Here is a 15,493-nt window from a genome sequence, read left to right on the forward strand (position 1 = left end):
TTCGAAAAGTCATCAATCTTTCTTTTTTTTGTAGTCTTTTATTAAGCTTGAAACAGTTAAACCAATTACAACAAAAGCTACTACATAAAATAAAATGTTTGTTACAGGTGTATCAATTTTTCCTAAAATCAATACAATAGCGATAATAGCGGCGGGTAAAGTAATTAACAAACTTTTTGATGCCTTATTTTCCTGTGTCACTAATCAAGTACCTCCTTATTGTTTCAGCATTGTGTTTTAGTTCATTTTAAAAAAAGAACAACATGATGGTTCTAACAACCCACCATGCTACATTTTCACTTCCATTCACTTTAAGAGCGCCTGTATAGTGTTCAAGAGTGATTAGAATGGTTTCGAATTTTGCTTCTGCAGAAGGTGTGAATAAAAAAAGTTCCTGAAACCGTGGATATTATTAAACCTTTTGAAAGTTTTTTTCATAATGAATATGTATGCATATTGGATCTCCATCTCTAATGAATGTTATCATTTGTAAATAAATGAAGTAAATAGGTTATTTGTTATAGGGGTTGAACGGTCCTTGACAGGGGAGAGGTTGCAGGATCGAGTTTAGCCGGAATCATCATTAAAACCCTTGCTAAGCAAGGGTTTTTTGACAACAGATATTTGTTTTATTTTTTTGAAAAGGGACGAATTGGGGAAGAAGTTACTAACTCAAAACTTTTACGATGCATGTGTCATAAAAATTCTTAATGAATGTTGCTATTTATTTAGCAGAAGTAACATATACGTTCTTACCAGAATTTACACCAGTAATTAAAATTATGACTGAAATGAAGATTAGCATGAACAGAGGAACAGTCCAATGATAAGTAATGTCATGTAACCAGCCGAATAAAATAGGTCCTATCGCTGCTAATAGATAGCCTAAAGACTGTGCCATACCAGATAATTCTGCTGCTTCTTGTGTATTTTTGGTGCGTAAACTAAAAAACATCATGGCTAAGCTAAAGGCCATTCCAATACCAATCCCAATCATTATCATCCACAGAGGTATAAGGAATGACACGCCAAATAAAATGCCCATTAAGCCAACAACAAGCAATAGAAATGAAATCCATACTAATATCTGTTGTTTGCTAAAACGTCCAGCTAAAATAGGTACAATAAATGTAACAGGAAGCATTGAAAGTTGCATCAATGATAGCATCCATCCACCTTCATTAGCATTTAGCCCTTTAGTTTCAAGAATTTCAGGAATCCATGAAATGACTGTGAAAAATACAAAGGACTGAGACCCCATAAACAATGTAACATTCCACGCTAGCTTAGAACCCCAAAGGCTGATAGGTCTTTTCTTATTCTCTTTTCGAAAAAAATCCAAAGATTCTTGGTTGTTCCTTAGTTTTGGTACCCAAAATATCATGGTAAGAAGAGTTAAGATTCCCCAGCAACCCAGGGAACCAGACCATCCGAAACCTAATGCTGAAGAAATGGGGGCGCTAATCCCTGAACCAATAGCGCCAAATAAATTCATAGAAACAGCATATAGGCCTGTCATCAAGCCTAATTTTGTTGCAAAATAATGTTTAATGAAGCTAGGTAGTAAAACATTACAAATCGCGATTGAAGAACCGATTATGATGGTTCCTAAAAATAACGTGTCCACTCTACCAAAAGAACGTATTCCAATTCCAACTAATAATAATGCTATCGACATAAACAGTGTTAATTCCATGCTGAAACGGCGAGTGATCTTGGGGGCAAGAGGAGAAAACAATGCAAATGTGAATAAAATGGCTGTAGGAATTGTACCAGCTAATGTGTTAGATATACCAAGGTGATCACGAATGGAAGACAATGCTGGACCGACTGCTGTAATTGGGCCCCTAAGATTTGCTGCAATTAGAATAACACCAACAACAGTTAATATCTTTTTATTTGTCTGCATACTTGATCTTTTCTTTTGTTCCGTTTGTGGAATACTCATGGCAGCTATAGCCCCCTCCAAATCTTTTATAACGAATTGGGGCAAGCTGGATTAAATGATTCGAACCTGCTTGCAATGAATTAATAATTATCGAATTGGAGAACGACACCTACCTACCTTTATGCCTAAAGCATTGTAATGGTTTTTAATATTGACAATCGCGTGTCCGCGTGTCACCTCATCGATTAATTGATTTATTTTTTGAAGATTCACAGGCTTATTTGCAACTAAGTCACTAAAAAATGTTTGAATCTCTTTTGGATAAACATTTCCTACCATACTAGAAAGCCCGTTACATCCGTTTAATATTTTTTCAGTGAGGTTTACGTCCCCTCCAGCGAACATGATAAAGTCATCTGGTAAAGTTGTATTTTTTAGGCGTCTAACATCACTCTCTTCTTTCATCCCAACCAAATTAGAGTGTTTTTGATTTATAAGATTATGAAATGAGTCAGCACTTAATTCAAACCCCGTGCGCAAAGGATTATTATAAAGAACAACATCTTTTGTGGTTTGCTCTAACAATTCATTCATGTAAGACATCGCTTGTTCCTGAGTTGGTAGGATATAAGGAGGAAATTGAATGAGAATCGAGTCGAAAACTGAATCCTCAAGATGTTCAATCAATTGTATTGCATTTTTTGTCGTTGTAGCTGATACACCAAACATTAGTTCAACATGTTTTAAGTCCTGCTGATTAAAAAAATCAATAATTTGTATCCTTTCTTCAATACTCATTGAATTTTGTTCACCTGTAGTTGCAGATACGAGTAGTGAATCAATACCATTTTCAGCTAAATATTCAACGATTGGTTTAAATCCATCCAAGTACAGACTTTCATCTTCATGAAAGGGGGTTGGAATCGCGACATTTAAATTCTTCACTTGTTTTAACCTCCTACATTAAAATTTTTATACTTTCTAAAAAATGTTACTTGTTCTCGTTATATTGACTGACCTCCTTTACACGGTTTGAAGGATTTCTTTGTGCATGTAAGTCTAGCCTTCATGTAATAGTCTAGGACACTTATTTTTATAGAACAATTCAATTATTTATATAATAACTATAGTTTGTACCTATGGTTTTATTTGTATAATAATGTATATTAGATGTTAATATTTAAAAATCATAAAGTTTGTACTTGTGAAAATTTCTACTTAGGAGTCGGAAGAATGGAATTAAAGCAATTAGAGTATTTTTATACAATGTGTCAAGAACTGCATTTTACAAAAGCTGCAGAAAAGGTTGGAATATCTCAACCATCTTTAAGCCAGCAAATCAAACTTTTAGAGCATGAAATTGGAACACCTTTGTTTGACCGTATTGGTAAGAAAACGACTCTTACTGAATCAGGAAAACTCCTATTAAAATATACTCGCAATATTTTTCACGAAATTGAACAAGCAAAAATATCGATCAATGAATTGAATGGGCTTCAAAGAGGATCGATATCAATTGGGACATTACTAACAGTCGAGAACTACCTTATTCCACCGGCATTATTTAAATTTCATCAGCAATACCCAGCTGTTAAAATTTCTGTACTAGGTCTGCGTACTGGGGATATTCAAAAACACTTAATAGAAAATAGAGTGGACTTAGGAATTGTCTTTTTACCAATGAAAGGGGATGAATTTGAAACAATCTCTTTATACATGGAAGATATGGCTTTTGCAGTACCTGTTAAACATCCCCTGGCACAAAGTGAAAAGTTGGGGTTAGAAGTATTAGAAGAAACCGCTTCAATTTTATTTCCTGAGCAATTTTATATCAGACAGTTAATCAACAAAAGTTGTAAAGATATTGGTTTTCTACCCGACCCTATTTTTGAAGTAACAACTATGCAGTCATTAATTAATATGGTGGTAGATGGCATAGGGATAACGGTCTTACCAACTCCTTATCTTGAATATCTAAACGAACCTCGATTAAAGATTATTCCTATAAATAATGCTAATCTTATTAGAAGTGTAGGGATCGTTTATAGGAAAGACAAACACCTAGGAGCGGCCATTCACATTTTCATTGATATATTAAAAGAGATTGCTTTTGGTTTGAATTATGTTTATGAGTCGAGAAAGAAGTAATAGATTTTAAGGGAATTTCAAGAGATGATTGAAATTCTAGAAATCACAGCGCAAGGGTAAACTAATAACGTTCAGGTAAATACATTTTTGATAAAATATTTAGAGGGAGGGAAAGATATGAAGTCATTTTTACTAATTGGACAATCAAATATGGCGGGGCGAGGCTTCAAGCATGAAGTGCCTCCGATTTATAATGATAGAATCATGATGCTGCGAAATGGTAGATGGCAAATGATGAACTGAACCCATTCATTTTGATAGACCGGTAGCTGGTGTAGGATTGGCGGCTTCCTTCGCGGAGACTTGGTGTAAGGATCATGAGGGAGAAAAAATTGGTCTTATTCCATGTGCCGAAGGTGGCAGTTCCATTGATGAGTGGTCACGAGATGGGGCATTATTTCGTCATGCAATAAATGAAGCTACATTTGCAAAGGAAGATAGCGAATTGGCCGGGATATTATGGCATCAAGGAGAAAGTGACAGCCAAGATGGGAAATACAAAGAATACGATGAAAAAATACGAAGATTATTTCAAGAAATAAGAACTGAATTATCTGTCCCTAACATTCCGCTTGTGATAGGTAGTTTGGGCAATTTCTTAGGAAAGACAGCATTTGGCGCGGGGTGTGTGGAATATCAACTGATCAATGAGGAACTACAAAAATATGCACATGATCATGAAAATTGTTATTATGTTACTGCGAAAGGCCTTATACCTAATCCGGACGGAATTCACATCAATGCGATGTCCCAAAGAATATTTGGTTTAAGATACTATGAAGCATTTCGAAGAACACAACATATACATGAACCATTACCAAATGAACATGAGCTAGTGCATGATTGTCATAATAGAATGAATACCTCAGCGGAGAATACATATATAGCACTAGAAAAATTCACGTTGGGCAAGATAACTTACGAAGAGTTGCTGCAGGCTTTATTATAGGTAAAGCTCTGAATGGGTAGAAAAGGGTGAATTTAAACTGATATAACACGTCTCTTAAAGTTTTTTGTTTTAAAAGTAAAAAACATGGTAAAATTAGATAAAAGTATAAGAAAGAGTGATTCTATGGAATATGTAATCATATTAATCTTTTTATTAGCACTTTTTTTTATTTTTACTGTTTTCCTAAAAACTCGTTATAGTTTTGATGAAAAATGTTTAGTCTTAAAATTTGGGTTATCTAAAACAGAAATACAAATTGATCAAATCGTTAGTATTAAAGAGTCGGACAAGTATGGAGTTGCAGATAATATTGATTATAGAATTGGTGCTCCATATGGTCAACCAGATAGAATCGTTATTGAAACTATGAATAAGCGTTTTCTAGTTTTTTTAAATGAAAGTCATCAATTTCTTCAAAAATATAAAAAAGCTAGTACTAGAGTATAAAATAAGTACCTTCTACAAAAGAAGGTGCTTTTTTATTCAAGTTCCTTTAGTGTAACTTCTTTAGATTATACTAATAGCATGAGTACTTCAGTGGAGAAAATATATTTAGCACTATAAAAGTTTACGTTGGGCAAGATGACTTACGAAGAGTTGCTGCAGGCTTTAACGTAGGCAAAGCTCATGGTAGACTTTGAATAGACAGAAACATGACATAACTCTTGAAAGGATGATTGTGGTGGTGAAAACAGATAAACTCTCCTCCTGAATACATGAAATCACATTCAGGAGGAGATAAAAAATGTTTAAACAAATAGATGAAAATTATCCGAGAAAAGAGCACTTTCATCATTATATGACGGTAACCCGATGCTCACATAGTCTGGTGATCGATCTAGACATCACAAAATTGTATGCAATATTAAAAGAAAAAAGGCTAAAAGTATATCCTGTGCAAATTTATTTGTTAGCAAGAGCTGTGCAAAATATACCGGAATTTCGGATGGATCAAGTGGACGATGCACTTGGTTACTGGGAGATTCTCCATCCTAGTTATACAATTTTAAATAAAGAAACAAAGACGTTTTCAAGTATTTGGACGCCTTATGACGAAAACTTTGCTCTGTTTTATAAAAGCTGTGTAGCGGACATGGACACTTACAGCAAAAGTAACAACCTATTTCCGAAACCTCATATGCCAGAAAACATGTTCAATATTTCAAGTCTGCCGTGGATTGATTTTACTTCTTTTAACCTTAATGTATCTACAGATATAACTTATTTACTACCAATATTTACGTTAGGTCAATTTAAGATGAAAGAAGAAAAAATCATCTTGCCAGTTGCGATTCAAGTCCATCATGCTGTTTGTGATGGCTATCATGTCGGTCAATATGTGGAATATATGAGGTGGCTTATTGAACATTGTGAAGAGTGGTTAAATGATTCAATGCAAATTACCTGAAGACAAAAAGTGTTCTCATGGAAATCTAGAAGATGAAGGCAGACTGAAATGAGTCTGCCTTTTTGTTTTGTGATGATAAAGACATGTGCCAAAGGTTTATTTATGTAACAATTGTTCTTTTTGCGGTTTCTTTTCGGTGCTTTGTAAATTACTGTATGTGATAATAAATGTCATATAAGGGATTTTCGTGGAAGGGGAATAAGGGATGGAGAAAGTTCTTTCTTCACATGTAGGTGTGAAAATCAATGAATGGTATAATATGATTCGGCAATTCAGTGTACCTGATGCAGAGATTTTGAAAGCTCAGGTAGAACATGAAATTGAACGGATGGAAGAAGATCAGGATTTACTCATTTATTATCAATTGATGTGCTTTCGTCACCAGCTTATGCTTGATTATATCAAACCATCAGAAAAACGATCGCCTTCTGTTTCTGATTTGGTTGATAAAATTGAGAATTCTAATCATCAACTTTCGGGCATGTTGCAATATTACAATGCTTTTTTTAGAGGAATGCATGAATTTAGTAAGAAAGAATATGTACAGGCTATTCAATATTACAAGATCGCTGAAAGGCAGCTTGCACTGGTTGTCGATGATATTGAGCAAGCGGAGTTTCACTTCAAGGTGGCTGAGGCCTACTATATTATGAAACAAACTCATGTGTCTATGCATCACATCATAAAGGCGCTAGATATTTATAAAGAACATGAGCAGTATAAAGTTCGCCAAATTCAAAGTCTAATTGTCATTGCAGGAAATTATGATGATTTCATGAGATATGAAAAATCGTTGCAACATTTAAAGACTGCTTATTCAATTGCTGTGGGCGCAAACGATCAACGTTTAGTAGCAAAAACATTATTAAATATTGGTAATACATATGATAGGCAATCAAAGTATACAGAGGCAATAAAGCATTATAAAGAAGTGTTAGATGTTATTTCTTCGGAAAATAGTGACATAAAGCCAATCACTCTATTTAGTTTGTGTTGGTCGCTGTACAAGTCTAATCAAAGTGATGAAGCGGATCTGCTCGTTGAAGATGGACTTATATATTCCTCAAAGGTAAATGATTCGCTAAGTGTCTTGTTATTTAAAGCATTAAAAGCTATTTATATGGATACTAATGAACAAGCTTTGAAAGAAGTGTTTGATATTTTTGAAGAAAAGAAACTACATGTCTATGTGGAAGCATTTGCTCAAAGTGTCGGGTTATTTTATGAAAAAAAAGGGGACTTTGAAAAAGCTGCCGAATATTACAGAAAGGCTCTTAAGGCTCAAAATGATATTCAAAAAGGAGAGTGTCTGTATGATTATTAAAAAATTACTAATCATTTTATCCATTGTATTGTTAAGTGTTTCAACAGCAGAAACTATAAAAATCATTGAAACAAAATCAATTCGGAATACAACAATGGAGGAACAAAAATCAAATCGAAACACGACTATGATTGATCGAAATACCACTTCTGAAAACGTATAGACAAGATTAAAACAGACTTTAAGAGTCTGTTTTTTTATGAAGTAGAATGAGCAAATGAACAGTTGGCCAATGTTATACTTATCTCAATAGATACGAGGAGGCATCCACTTTGAAATCATTCTGGGAGAAAGATGAAGAGAGTCCTTTTACGTTAGAAAAGATAGATGAGGAACAAATTCGTGAAGCAGAGGGAACACTTGGAGTCACTTTACCCGATACATACAAAAAACTCATTTTAGAATGGAATGGTGGTTTTACAGTTCGTAATGCTTTTCCAACCGAACGGCCGAATTCATGGGCAGAGGATCATGTTCAATTCGACCATCTAAGAGGAATCGCCAAAGATGATGGAATTATGAATAGTCCTCAATTAAGTGATGAATTGGAGCTGCCAGAGGGACTTGTTTTCATCAGCGGGGAAGAAGATACATGGATCGCCATGGATTACCGAGAAACGAAAGAACATCCTCCTATTCACTATTTCGATTTAGAGATGGAAGTAGATTTTAAGCTGGCAGATAGTTTCGATGAATTTGTTGAGCGGTTATATACAGCTGACGATGCCATGGTTGAAGTAATAGAGATTGAGGAGGAAGCTTCGGATTTATATATCAGTAAAGAAGAGCTTGAACTCATTTTTGAGAGAGGAGACCTTTGTCAGCAGAATCTCTTAAAAATGGCACATTATCCGATGGAAGACATTGAAGAGATCGCATGGTTTTTCTTGCGCATGAAACAGTGCATTCAACAGATAAAAGATCAACATGTCTTGTATGAAACAGCTACTGTTATTCACTCCAACCTTCTGTTAAACCCAGATATGCCAAGGAATGACCGTATCAATAAAGAGCTGCAGGAAATTGCTGAATTTCTAGAAAATAGTGGAGATCCTAATACCGTCTTTTTGGGAGAGGACATTCATCCAGTGAAAAAACGATAGTGAAAAAAAAGCCCCTAAAAAGGGCTTTTTTTAATCTAATTCATGAAAAAACTGTTTGAGTTGATCAATGAAAACGGATTTGGATTTTCCTTTTTTATAAATGAACTCGATATTGATGTTGAAATGAATGGATGGATCGATTGAAATTTGTTTTAGTGTTCCTTGTTCTACTTCATTTCTAACACAATGATGAGGAAGAAACGATAGTCCCATTCCTTGTAGCACTAAATTTTTTGCAGTTTCCATATGATCAACCTCAATGGAAATGTTCGGTGTGATGTTGTTTTTTTGAAATAATCGGTGGAGCATCAACCAATCAAATGACCCATAGTCAAAGAAAATAAAAGGTTGTTCTTCTAGTTCATTCATATTGATGTTGTCATGGCTGGCAAGAGGGTGATGAGTTGGGACGAACAGCCCGATTGGATCGCTGAAAATCGGGATTGATTCAATTTGTGGATGTGTTTCAGTCCTGACAATGCCAAAGTCTACTTGGTTGTTAATCACTTTTTGGACAACATCCTTTGAATGTCCTGTTACAATTTTCACTTTCAGGTTTTCGTATTTTTCTTTTAGGGCGGGCAATATGTTAGGCAATAGATTATTGGAAATAGAGGATGCGCATCCAATCGTCAATTCATAAGGGATCACCGTTTGTTTGAGACTATGCTTTGCTTCTTGATACGAATGGAGAATCTTTTTGGCATGCGGGTAAAACTGTTCACCTTTTTCCGTCAGAGATAGTTTATTTCTCTGTCTATCAAATAATTTCAGGTCTAATTCTTTTTCTAACGATTGAATACGTGCCGATACAGAAGGCTGGGTTAAATACAGTGCTTCTGCAGCTTTATTGATACTGCCTAGCTGGCATACATAAATAAACGCTTCTATATTCTCAATATTCATGTTATCCCCTTATATGACGTTCTTTAAATGTTTAGCTTCTCAAGCTCATACACTAATTTTACAGCTTCTTTCGCCAAAATGACAGTAGGGTCAATCACTTTCACAGCTTTGGTTGACCTTAGAACTAAAGGAATTTCTGTACAGCCGGCAATGATGGCTTCTGCTCCTTGATTGATTAAAATTTCTGCAGCTAACGCCAGTTCACTTTCGCCTTTACTCAATTTCCCTGCTTTCACGGCATAAATCCCATTCATCACGTTTTTCTGAAGATTTTCACTAGGAGTCATGACATCAATCTTGTGATGGGCACAAGCCTTTTGATAGAGCTGGGTTTTTAATGTGCCATCAGTACATAGTAAGCCCACAGACGTATAGTGATGTTTGTTCAGGTGCTTCGCGGTTTCTAATGGCATATTCATGATAGGGATATGAGTGGATTGTTGTACGTTTTCTAAAAAGAAGTGAGCGGTATTGCATGCAATCAGAATAAAGTCCGCTCCTGCGCGTTCTAATCTTTTGGTTGATGCAATCATATATTCTGTAGGATCTTCGCCTTTCCCAAATATGGCATTGGTTCTATCAGGGATTTGCGGATCATTATCAGCAATCACATGGAGATGATCCTGATCTTTAATAGCTGGTGTATGAGAGATGATTTTTTTCATCAGATCAATCGTCGCTAAAGGGCCCATACCGCCCATAATCCCAATCGTTGTAGACATCAATATCACCACATTTCATTTTTTTCTATTATAAAAAAAGAAAGGATGGTGAGTGTTATAGAAAAGTTCTATTTGTATATAGAAGGTTGATCAAAAGCGCCTTTTATTTTCTTCTTTATCTGTTTTGAGGTATGAGTTGCAATCTAATCAAAAAACATTAGAATAAAGAAAAATTGCTAAAGGAGCAACCATATGAATTTCAATTTGGATGAAGCTATAGATATGTTGAGTCGAACTCCTCGTACATTAGAAAGTCTTTTGTCAGGTTTATCGAAGGATTGGCTTCACAGTCGTGAAGGGGAGGGAACGTGGAATCCCGTTGAAGTCATTGAACATTTGATTGAAGCAGAGAAATTCAACTGGATTCCTCGATTAAATGTCATTCTTGCTGATGGAGAGAATGCCCCATTTCCTGCATTTGACCGCTACTCCCATTTGAATCAAACTGAAAGACAGATAGAACAAGCACTAGCGGAGTTTCATCATGTGCGGATGGAGAATGTGGCATACATTCAGCGTATGACACATTCAAGTCTTGATCTAGAGAAAAAGGGCGTCCATCCAGAATTCGGCGTCGTGCAAGTGAGCGAATTACTTTCTGCGTGGGTTGTCCATGATTTCACCCATATCTCCCAAATTGTTCGGATCATGGCGGAACGATATCGAACCGATGTAGGACCGTGGAGCGCTTATTTAGGGATTTTGAATAGGAAATAAATGATTAATGACGCTTCGCGGCCCACTCGGATTGAAGAATCGCATATTGATACTCATCGACCCAATGTCCTTTTGACATATAATTTTGTAGCAAATGTCCTTCGCGTCTCATGTCTAAACGTTCCAGCACTCGAATAGATTTTTCGTTTCGTACATCTGTAAAGGCAATGATTTTATGCTTGTTCAGTGTAGTGAAAATATATTCGATCATTGAATTCAAGGCTTCATGAATATAGCCCTTTCCTTGAAATTCAGGCGCGAGTGTAAATCCTATTTCAACGATTCTAGGCTCGCTGCCGAGTGTATGAATGGCGCAATCTCCTATCAACTGATTGGATTCAGATAAGGCAATCGCGTATTGAAACCACGTCCCTGGTTGATTAGGTTGTTGCGTCATTTGGTGTTGAACAAATAATTCAGCGTCTTCGTGCGTGTAGTTTTCCCAAGATTGAAATGTGGCAATAGAGGGGTTTGATCGGTATTGATAAAATGCTTCAATATCCTGCTGATCAAACTGGCGAATCACAATCCGGCTTGTTCTTGTAAATATGCTGTTTGCATTCTTCATGTGTTACCCTCACTTTTTAGTTTGTTCTTGATTTGAAAAAGTCTATTAGCCATTCAGATAGCTGTTTTTGCGCTTTGGTCACAAATCGATCGGCATAATACGTTAATTCAAGATGCCGAACAGGAGCAGGGGCAGAAATAGGGATAGAGACAATATTAGGCCATGCTGAATGTTGCTTTAACAGCCCTCTTGGCTGGATGGTGGCGCCGATCCCGGCTTCAACCAACTGCAATAGTGAAGTGGCAGACCCAACATCCATGACCGTGTCCAATTCAAAACCGTGTTCTTTACATACGTCATCGACCAAATCTCTTCCTAGGTAGCCTTTTGGATACATGACCAGTGCATGCTTTGTCAGCTCTTTTAGCGTCACTTCACGCCTTTTTGCCAGTTCACTGTCTGAGTGAACAAACAATTCGTAGGGCTCATCGCCAAGTGGAATTTGAATCAGTCGTTTATCCGCAGGCCCGCGCAGCCCAATTCCGATATCGACTTTATGTGAGAGCACCTCGTCACGAACAAAGATGGTCGAAAAAGCCTTTAGGTTGATCTCTGGATACAGCGTTTTAAATTCTACAAAAAGCGGAACAAGCTGAAAGTCAAGATCAGAGGGAAGGACGGCAAGCCGAACGGTACCCCGCTGTTCAGATAACAGTTCTTTCATAGCATTTTTGGCATCTCGCTCAGCCTGAAGCATTTTCATGCCATATTGATAAAGAAGCGAACCAGCTTCAGTTGCAACTACTTTTTTACCGATTCGGTCAAAGAGCGGCATCCCAACTTCAGCCTCAAGCAGCTGAATCTGTTGGCTTAATGTAGGCTGTGATATACCTAGTTGCTCTGCAGCCTTTGTGAAATGTAAATGATCGAATACAGCCATAAAATAGGTAATGTGACGAGTATCCATATGCCATCCTTTCATTAATGATAGTATTTTCCTATCATCATAATACGAATTATTGTATTGATCAATGAATGAAGCGGATTTATACTCATAGTAACCTCAACAAGATGAGAGAGGAAGAAGAGTATTGATAAAAAAAATATTTTATTTAGCTGCTTTATTTTTAGCTGCCTTAAACTTGCGCCCTATCATTACATCCGTAGCTTCTATGATGAGCATGATTCAATCAGACCTTGGCGTTAGTGCACTCACGGCAAGTCTATTAACCACTTTGCCGGTCTTGTGCATGGGAGTGTTTGCCCCTGTAGCAACGAAACTAAGCCGCCGGTTTGGATTAGAGAGAACCCTTTTTTTCTCGATTTTTCTTATCACAATTGCGACTGGACTGCGTGGTACAAGTCAAACGGTTACCATCCTTCTCATGACTGCTTTTGCAGGAGGAGTTGGAATTAGTTTTGCCGGACCATTGTTGTCTAGTTTTATTAAAAAGTATTTCCCGAAAAGCCCTGGGATTGTCAGTGTGTACTCTATATCGATGACAGTTGGAGCTGCACTTGCTTCGGGCTTGACCATTCCGATTTACCTTCGCAGTGAGCATAACCTTCCACTTGCGTTATCCTGCTGGGCCATTTTAGGCGTTATTGCCATGATTTTATGGCTCGGTCTAGCTCGTCAAAACCAACAAGCGGATCTTGCAGATGTGCCGCTGAGATTACCGCTGCGAAACAAAAAAGCCATTCAATTCACCTTGTTCTTTGGCTTTATGTCTAGCATGTTCTATTCGTTAACAGCGTGGATTTCACCCATTGCGCTTGATTTTGGGAATAGTCCACAGTATGCCGCCATGCTGCTTACGATTTTTACGCTCATTCAGATTCCGGTGGCATTACTCGTTCCAAACATCGTCAATCGTCTAGGAAAGCCGAAATTATTTCTGATCTTATGCAGTTTGTCAGAGCTGATTGGCCTCCTATTCCTTCTACTGCCAATGCCGATCCTGCCAGCTGTTATTTTTCTAGGGATTGGAGCAGGTGGATTATTTCCTTTGGCGCTTATGCTGCCTATTATTGAAACGCGTACACCAGAAGAAGCCGGTACATGGTCCGCGATGTCACAGATGGGCGGGTACATCATGGGAGGATTTGGTCCATTTTTAATCGGTTTGATTTTCGATATCAGCGGACATTTTCAAGCTGCTATTGTCGCAATGCTCGCCATCGTGATGCTGATGATTGGCGTTCAGTTATCTATGAAGTTAGGAAAAAAACGTGAAGAGGTATCCAATTAAAGATCAATATACCGCTGCTTTTATATCATGACTCAATTGAAATCGCCATAGCCTATTCCTAAATAGGCTATGGCGATTATTTTGCTCAATCTTTAAAAGATGCACCTGAATGAATTATCGTGAAAGGTATTTTTCAACTTTACGAGTGGCCATTTCTGCAGCTTCCATGATCATTTCACCTAATGTTGGGTGAGGATGAATCGTCATGGCTAAATCTTCTACTGTAGCACCAATTTCAATAGAGAGAGAAAGTTCTGATATAAGAGTAGATGCGTCTGCACCTACGATTTGTGCTCCTAAAATAAGGCCAGATTCAGCATGGGCCACAATCTTCACAAATCCTTCTGGTTCTTTTAATGCCAGTGCTCGACCATTAATAGAGAACATTGTTTTTCCAATAACAGTCGGAATGGATTGTTGCTTGCAATCCGTTTCGCTCAGTCCAACACTCGTCAATTCTGGGCTAGAAAACACAACAAGTGGGATCGCTTTATAATCGATCATCGAAGGTTTCCCGGCGATTGCCTCTGCTGCCACCTTCGCTTCATAGGAAGCTTTATGAGCCAGAGCAGGACCCTCGGTGATATCACCAATTGCATAAATGTGCGGAATGGAAGTTCTGCATTGTTCATCAATTTTAACTAGTCCGTTAGGGGTAATGGACAAACCGATAGAATGGAGACCTAATGTTCCATCTGTATTCGGTTTTCTTCCGACAGTAATCAGTGCATAATCTGCTTTCAACGTGTAACTTTCTTTCTGTTTCTCATAATGAAGATCAATTCCGCTCATATGCTGCTCGGCACCTATGACGTTTGCTCCTGTAATCACGGTGATGTCATCTTCTTTCAATTGTCGAACAACAGGAGAGACAAGTTCACTTTCAAAGCCAGGCAATACTTGATTGCCGCCTTCTAGAATGGTGACTTTTGATCCAAACCTTGCAAACATCTGTCCGAGTTCAACACCAATATATCCACCCCCAACTACGACAAGGCTTTTAGGGATTTCGGGAAGGGATAGTGCTTCAGTGGAAGACAATATACGACCTCCGAAAGGGAGTGATTTAATTTCAATTGGACGAGAGCCGGTTGCTAATATAAGGTGTTTGAAGTTGATTCGTTTTTCACCTTTTTCGGCATGTTGAATCACCGCTGTATGCTGATCGAACAAGCTTGCATCGCCTTCCAAAATGGTAACTCCAGCTGACTTTAACAAAAATTGGACGCCTCCAGCTTGTTTTTCCACAACAGCTTTTTTGAACGCTTGAGCTTCATTGAAAGAACCGCCTTCTTGAAAACCACCCCATTGTGTGCGGAGTTTGAACCGCTCTGCTTCTGCTATTAGCGCTTTAGAAGGGATACAGCCTACATGGGTGCATACGCCACCTAACTGATCACGTTCTACAATCGCTGTCTTCATGCCGAGATGAGCTGAACGTAACGCCGCCACGTAGCCTCCCGGACCTGATCCAATCACTAATGTATCTACTGTTTCTAAATGAATCATTTCCTGCACCTCCAATTTCAAAATATGATGATCATAATATATTATAGTCATCATATTTT

At 37.5% G+C, this 15,493-nt stretch carries 16 protein-coding genes and 1 pseudogene; 9 read left to right on the top strand and 8 right to left on the bottom strand.

Annotated elements, in window-relative coordinates; all coding sequences use genetic code 11:
• Positions 1-12: 12 nt before the first annotated feature.
• The 3 genes from MHI41_RS05950 to MHI41_RS05960 form a co-directional block, all read right to left on the bottom strand.
• Positions 13-201, bottom strand: a complete 189-nt coding sequence (locus MHI41_RS05950) for a hypothetical protein (protein WP_272755220.1) — start codon at positions 199-201, stop codon at positions 13-15.
• Between the two features lie 523 nt (positions 202-724).
• Positions 725-1,948, bottom strand: a complete 1,224-nt coding sequence (locus MHI41_RS05955) for an MFS transporter (RefSeq protein WP_272755222.1) — start codon at positions 1,946-1,948, stop codon at positions 725-727.
• 87 nt (positions 1,949-2,035) lie between these two features.
• Entirely contained in the window at positions 2,036-2,833 is a 798-nt protein-coding gene (locus MHI41_RS05960; RefSeq protein ID WP_254505819.1) for a dihydrodipicolinate synthase family protein, read from the bottom strand.
• Between the two features lie 288 nt (positions 2,834-3,121).
• Here MHI41_RS05960 and MHI41_RS05965 point away from each other — a divergent pair, with 288 nt between their 5' ends.
• The 7 genes and pseudogenes from MHI41_RS05965 (at position 3,122) to MHI41_RS05995 (ending at position 8,820) form a co-directional block, all read left to right on the top strand.
• Entirely contained in the window at positions 3,122-4,036 is a 915-nt protein-coding gene (locus tag MHI41_RS05965; RefSeq protein WP_342491644.1) for a LysR family transcriptional regulator, read from the top strand.
• A 117-nt stretch (positions 4,037-4,153) separates the two neighbouring features.
• Positions 4,154-4,985: pseudogene (locus MHI41_RS05970) on the top strand (sialate O-acetylesterase).
• Positions 4,986-5,108: 123 nt separating this feature from the next.
• Positions 5,109-5,432, top strand: coding sequence for a hypothetical protein (locus tag MHI41_RS05975; protein ID WP_342494762.1), 324 nt, complete (start codon positions 5,109-5,111; stop codon positions 5,430-5,432).
• Positions 5,433-5,730: 298 nt separating this feature from the next.
• On the top strand, positions 5,731-6,393 hold the full coding sequence (gene catA, locus MHI41_RS05980; RefSeq protein ID WP_342494633.1) for a type A chloramphenicol O-acetyltransferase: 663 nt from the start codon (positions 5,731-5,733) through the stop codon (positions 6,391-6,393).
• Positions 6,394-6,598: 205 nt separating this feature from the next.
• A complete protein-coding gene (locus tag MHI41_RS05985; RefSeq protein WP_342494634.1) occupies positions 6,599-7,717 on the top strand; it encodes a tetratricopeptide repeat protein in 1,119 nt (372 codons plus the stop codon).
• On the top strand, positions 7,707-7,880 hold the full coding sequence (locus MHI41_RS05990; RefSeq protein ID WP_342494635.1) for a RapH phosphatase inhibitor: 174 nt from the start codon (positions 7,707-7,709) through the stop codon (positions 7,878-7,880). The genes MHI41_RS05985 and MHI41_RS05990 overlap by 11 nt, the downstream gene beginning before the upstream one ends.
• A 109-nt stretch (positions 7,881-7,989) precedes the next feature.
• A complete protein-coding gene (locus MHI41_RS05995; protein WP_342494636.1) occupies positions 7,990-8,820 on the top strand; it encodes an SMI1/KNR4 family protein in 831 nt (276 codons plus the stop codon).
• Positions 8,821-8,850: 30 nt separating this feature from the next.
• Here the strand turns inward: MHI41_RS05995 and MHI41_RS06000 are convergent, their stop codons facing one another.
• The gene (locus MHI41_RS06000) at positions 8,851-9,726 is read right to left on the bottom strand and encodes a LysR family transcriptional regulator (protein WP_342494637.1); all 876 of its coding nucleotides are present in this window, start codon (positions 9,724-9,726) and stop codon (positions 8,851-8,853) included.
• Positions 9,727-9,749: 23 nt separating this feature from the next.
• Positions 9,750-10,448, bottom strand: coding sequence for an amino acid racemase (locus MHI41_RS06005; protein WP_342494638.1), 699 nt, complete (start codon positions 10,446-10,448; stop codon positions 9,750-9,752).
• 192 nt (positions 10,449-10,640) lie between these two features.
• On the opposite strand from MHI41_RS06005, the gene MHI41_RS06010 reads away from it, so the two are divergent.
• The gene (locus MHI41_RS06010) at positions 10,641-11,165 is read left to right on the top strand and encodes a DinB family protein (RefSeq protein ID WP_342494639.1); all 525 of its coding nucleotides are present in this window, start codon (positions 10,641-10,643) and stop codon (positions 11,163-11,165) included.
• 4 nt (positions 11,166-11,169) lie between these two features.
• Here the strand turns inward: MHI41_RS06010 and MHI41_RS06015 are convergent, their stop codons facing one another.
• Both MHI41_RS06015 and MHI41_RS06020 read right to left on the bottom strand, forming a co-directional pair.
• Positions 11,170-11,733 carry a GNAT family protein gene (locus tag MHI41_RS06015; RefSeq protein ID WP_342493440.1) on the bottom strand — a complete coding sequence of 188 codons (564 nt, stop codon included), beginning with the start codon at positions 11,731-11,733 and terminating at the stop codon, positions 11,170-11,172.
• A gap of 16 nt (positions 11,734-11,749) precedes the next feature.
• Entirely contained in the window at positions 11,750-12,655 is a 906-nt protein-coding gene (locus MHI41_RS06020) for a LysR family transcriptional regulator (protein ID WP_017367054.1), read from the bottom strand.
• 112 nt (positions 12,656-12,767) lie between these two features.
• On the opposite strand from MHI41_RS06020, the gene MHI41_RS06025 reads away from it, so the two are divergent.
• Positions 12,768-13,925, top strand: coding sequence for an MFS transporter (locus MHI41_RS06025; protein WP_142156154.1), 1,158 nt, complete (start codon positions 12,768-12,770; stop codon positions 13,923-13,925).
• A 114-nt stretch (positions 13,926-14,039) separates the two neighbouring features.
• On the opposite strand, the gene lpdA is transcribed toward MHI41_RS06025, so the two are convergent.
• A complete protein-coding gene (gene lpdA, locus MHI41_RS06030; RefSeq protein WP_342494640.1) occupies positions 14,040-15,434 on the bottom strand; it encodes a dihydrolipoyl dehydrogenase in 1,395 nt (464 codons plus the stop codon).
• Positions 15,435-15,493 lie beyond the last annotated feature (59 nt).

Source organism: Bacillus sp. FSL M7-0307 (genome assembly GCF_038627835.1).
In the GTDB taxonomy this organism is placed as follows: Bacteria; Bacillota; Bacilli; order Bacillales; family Bacillaceae; genus Bacillus; species Bacillus altitudinis.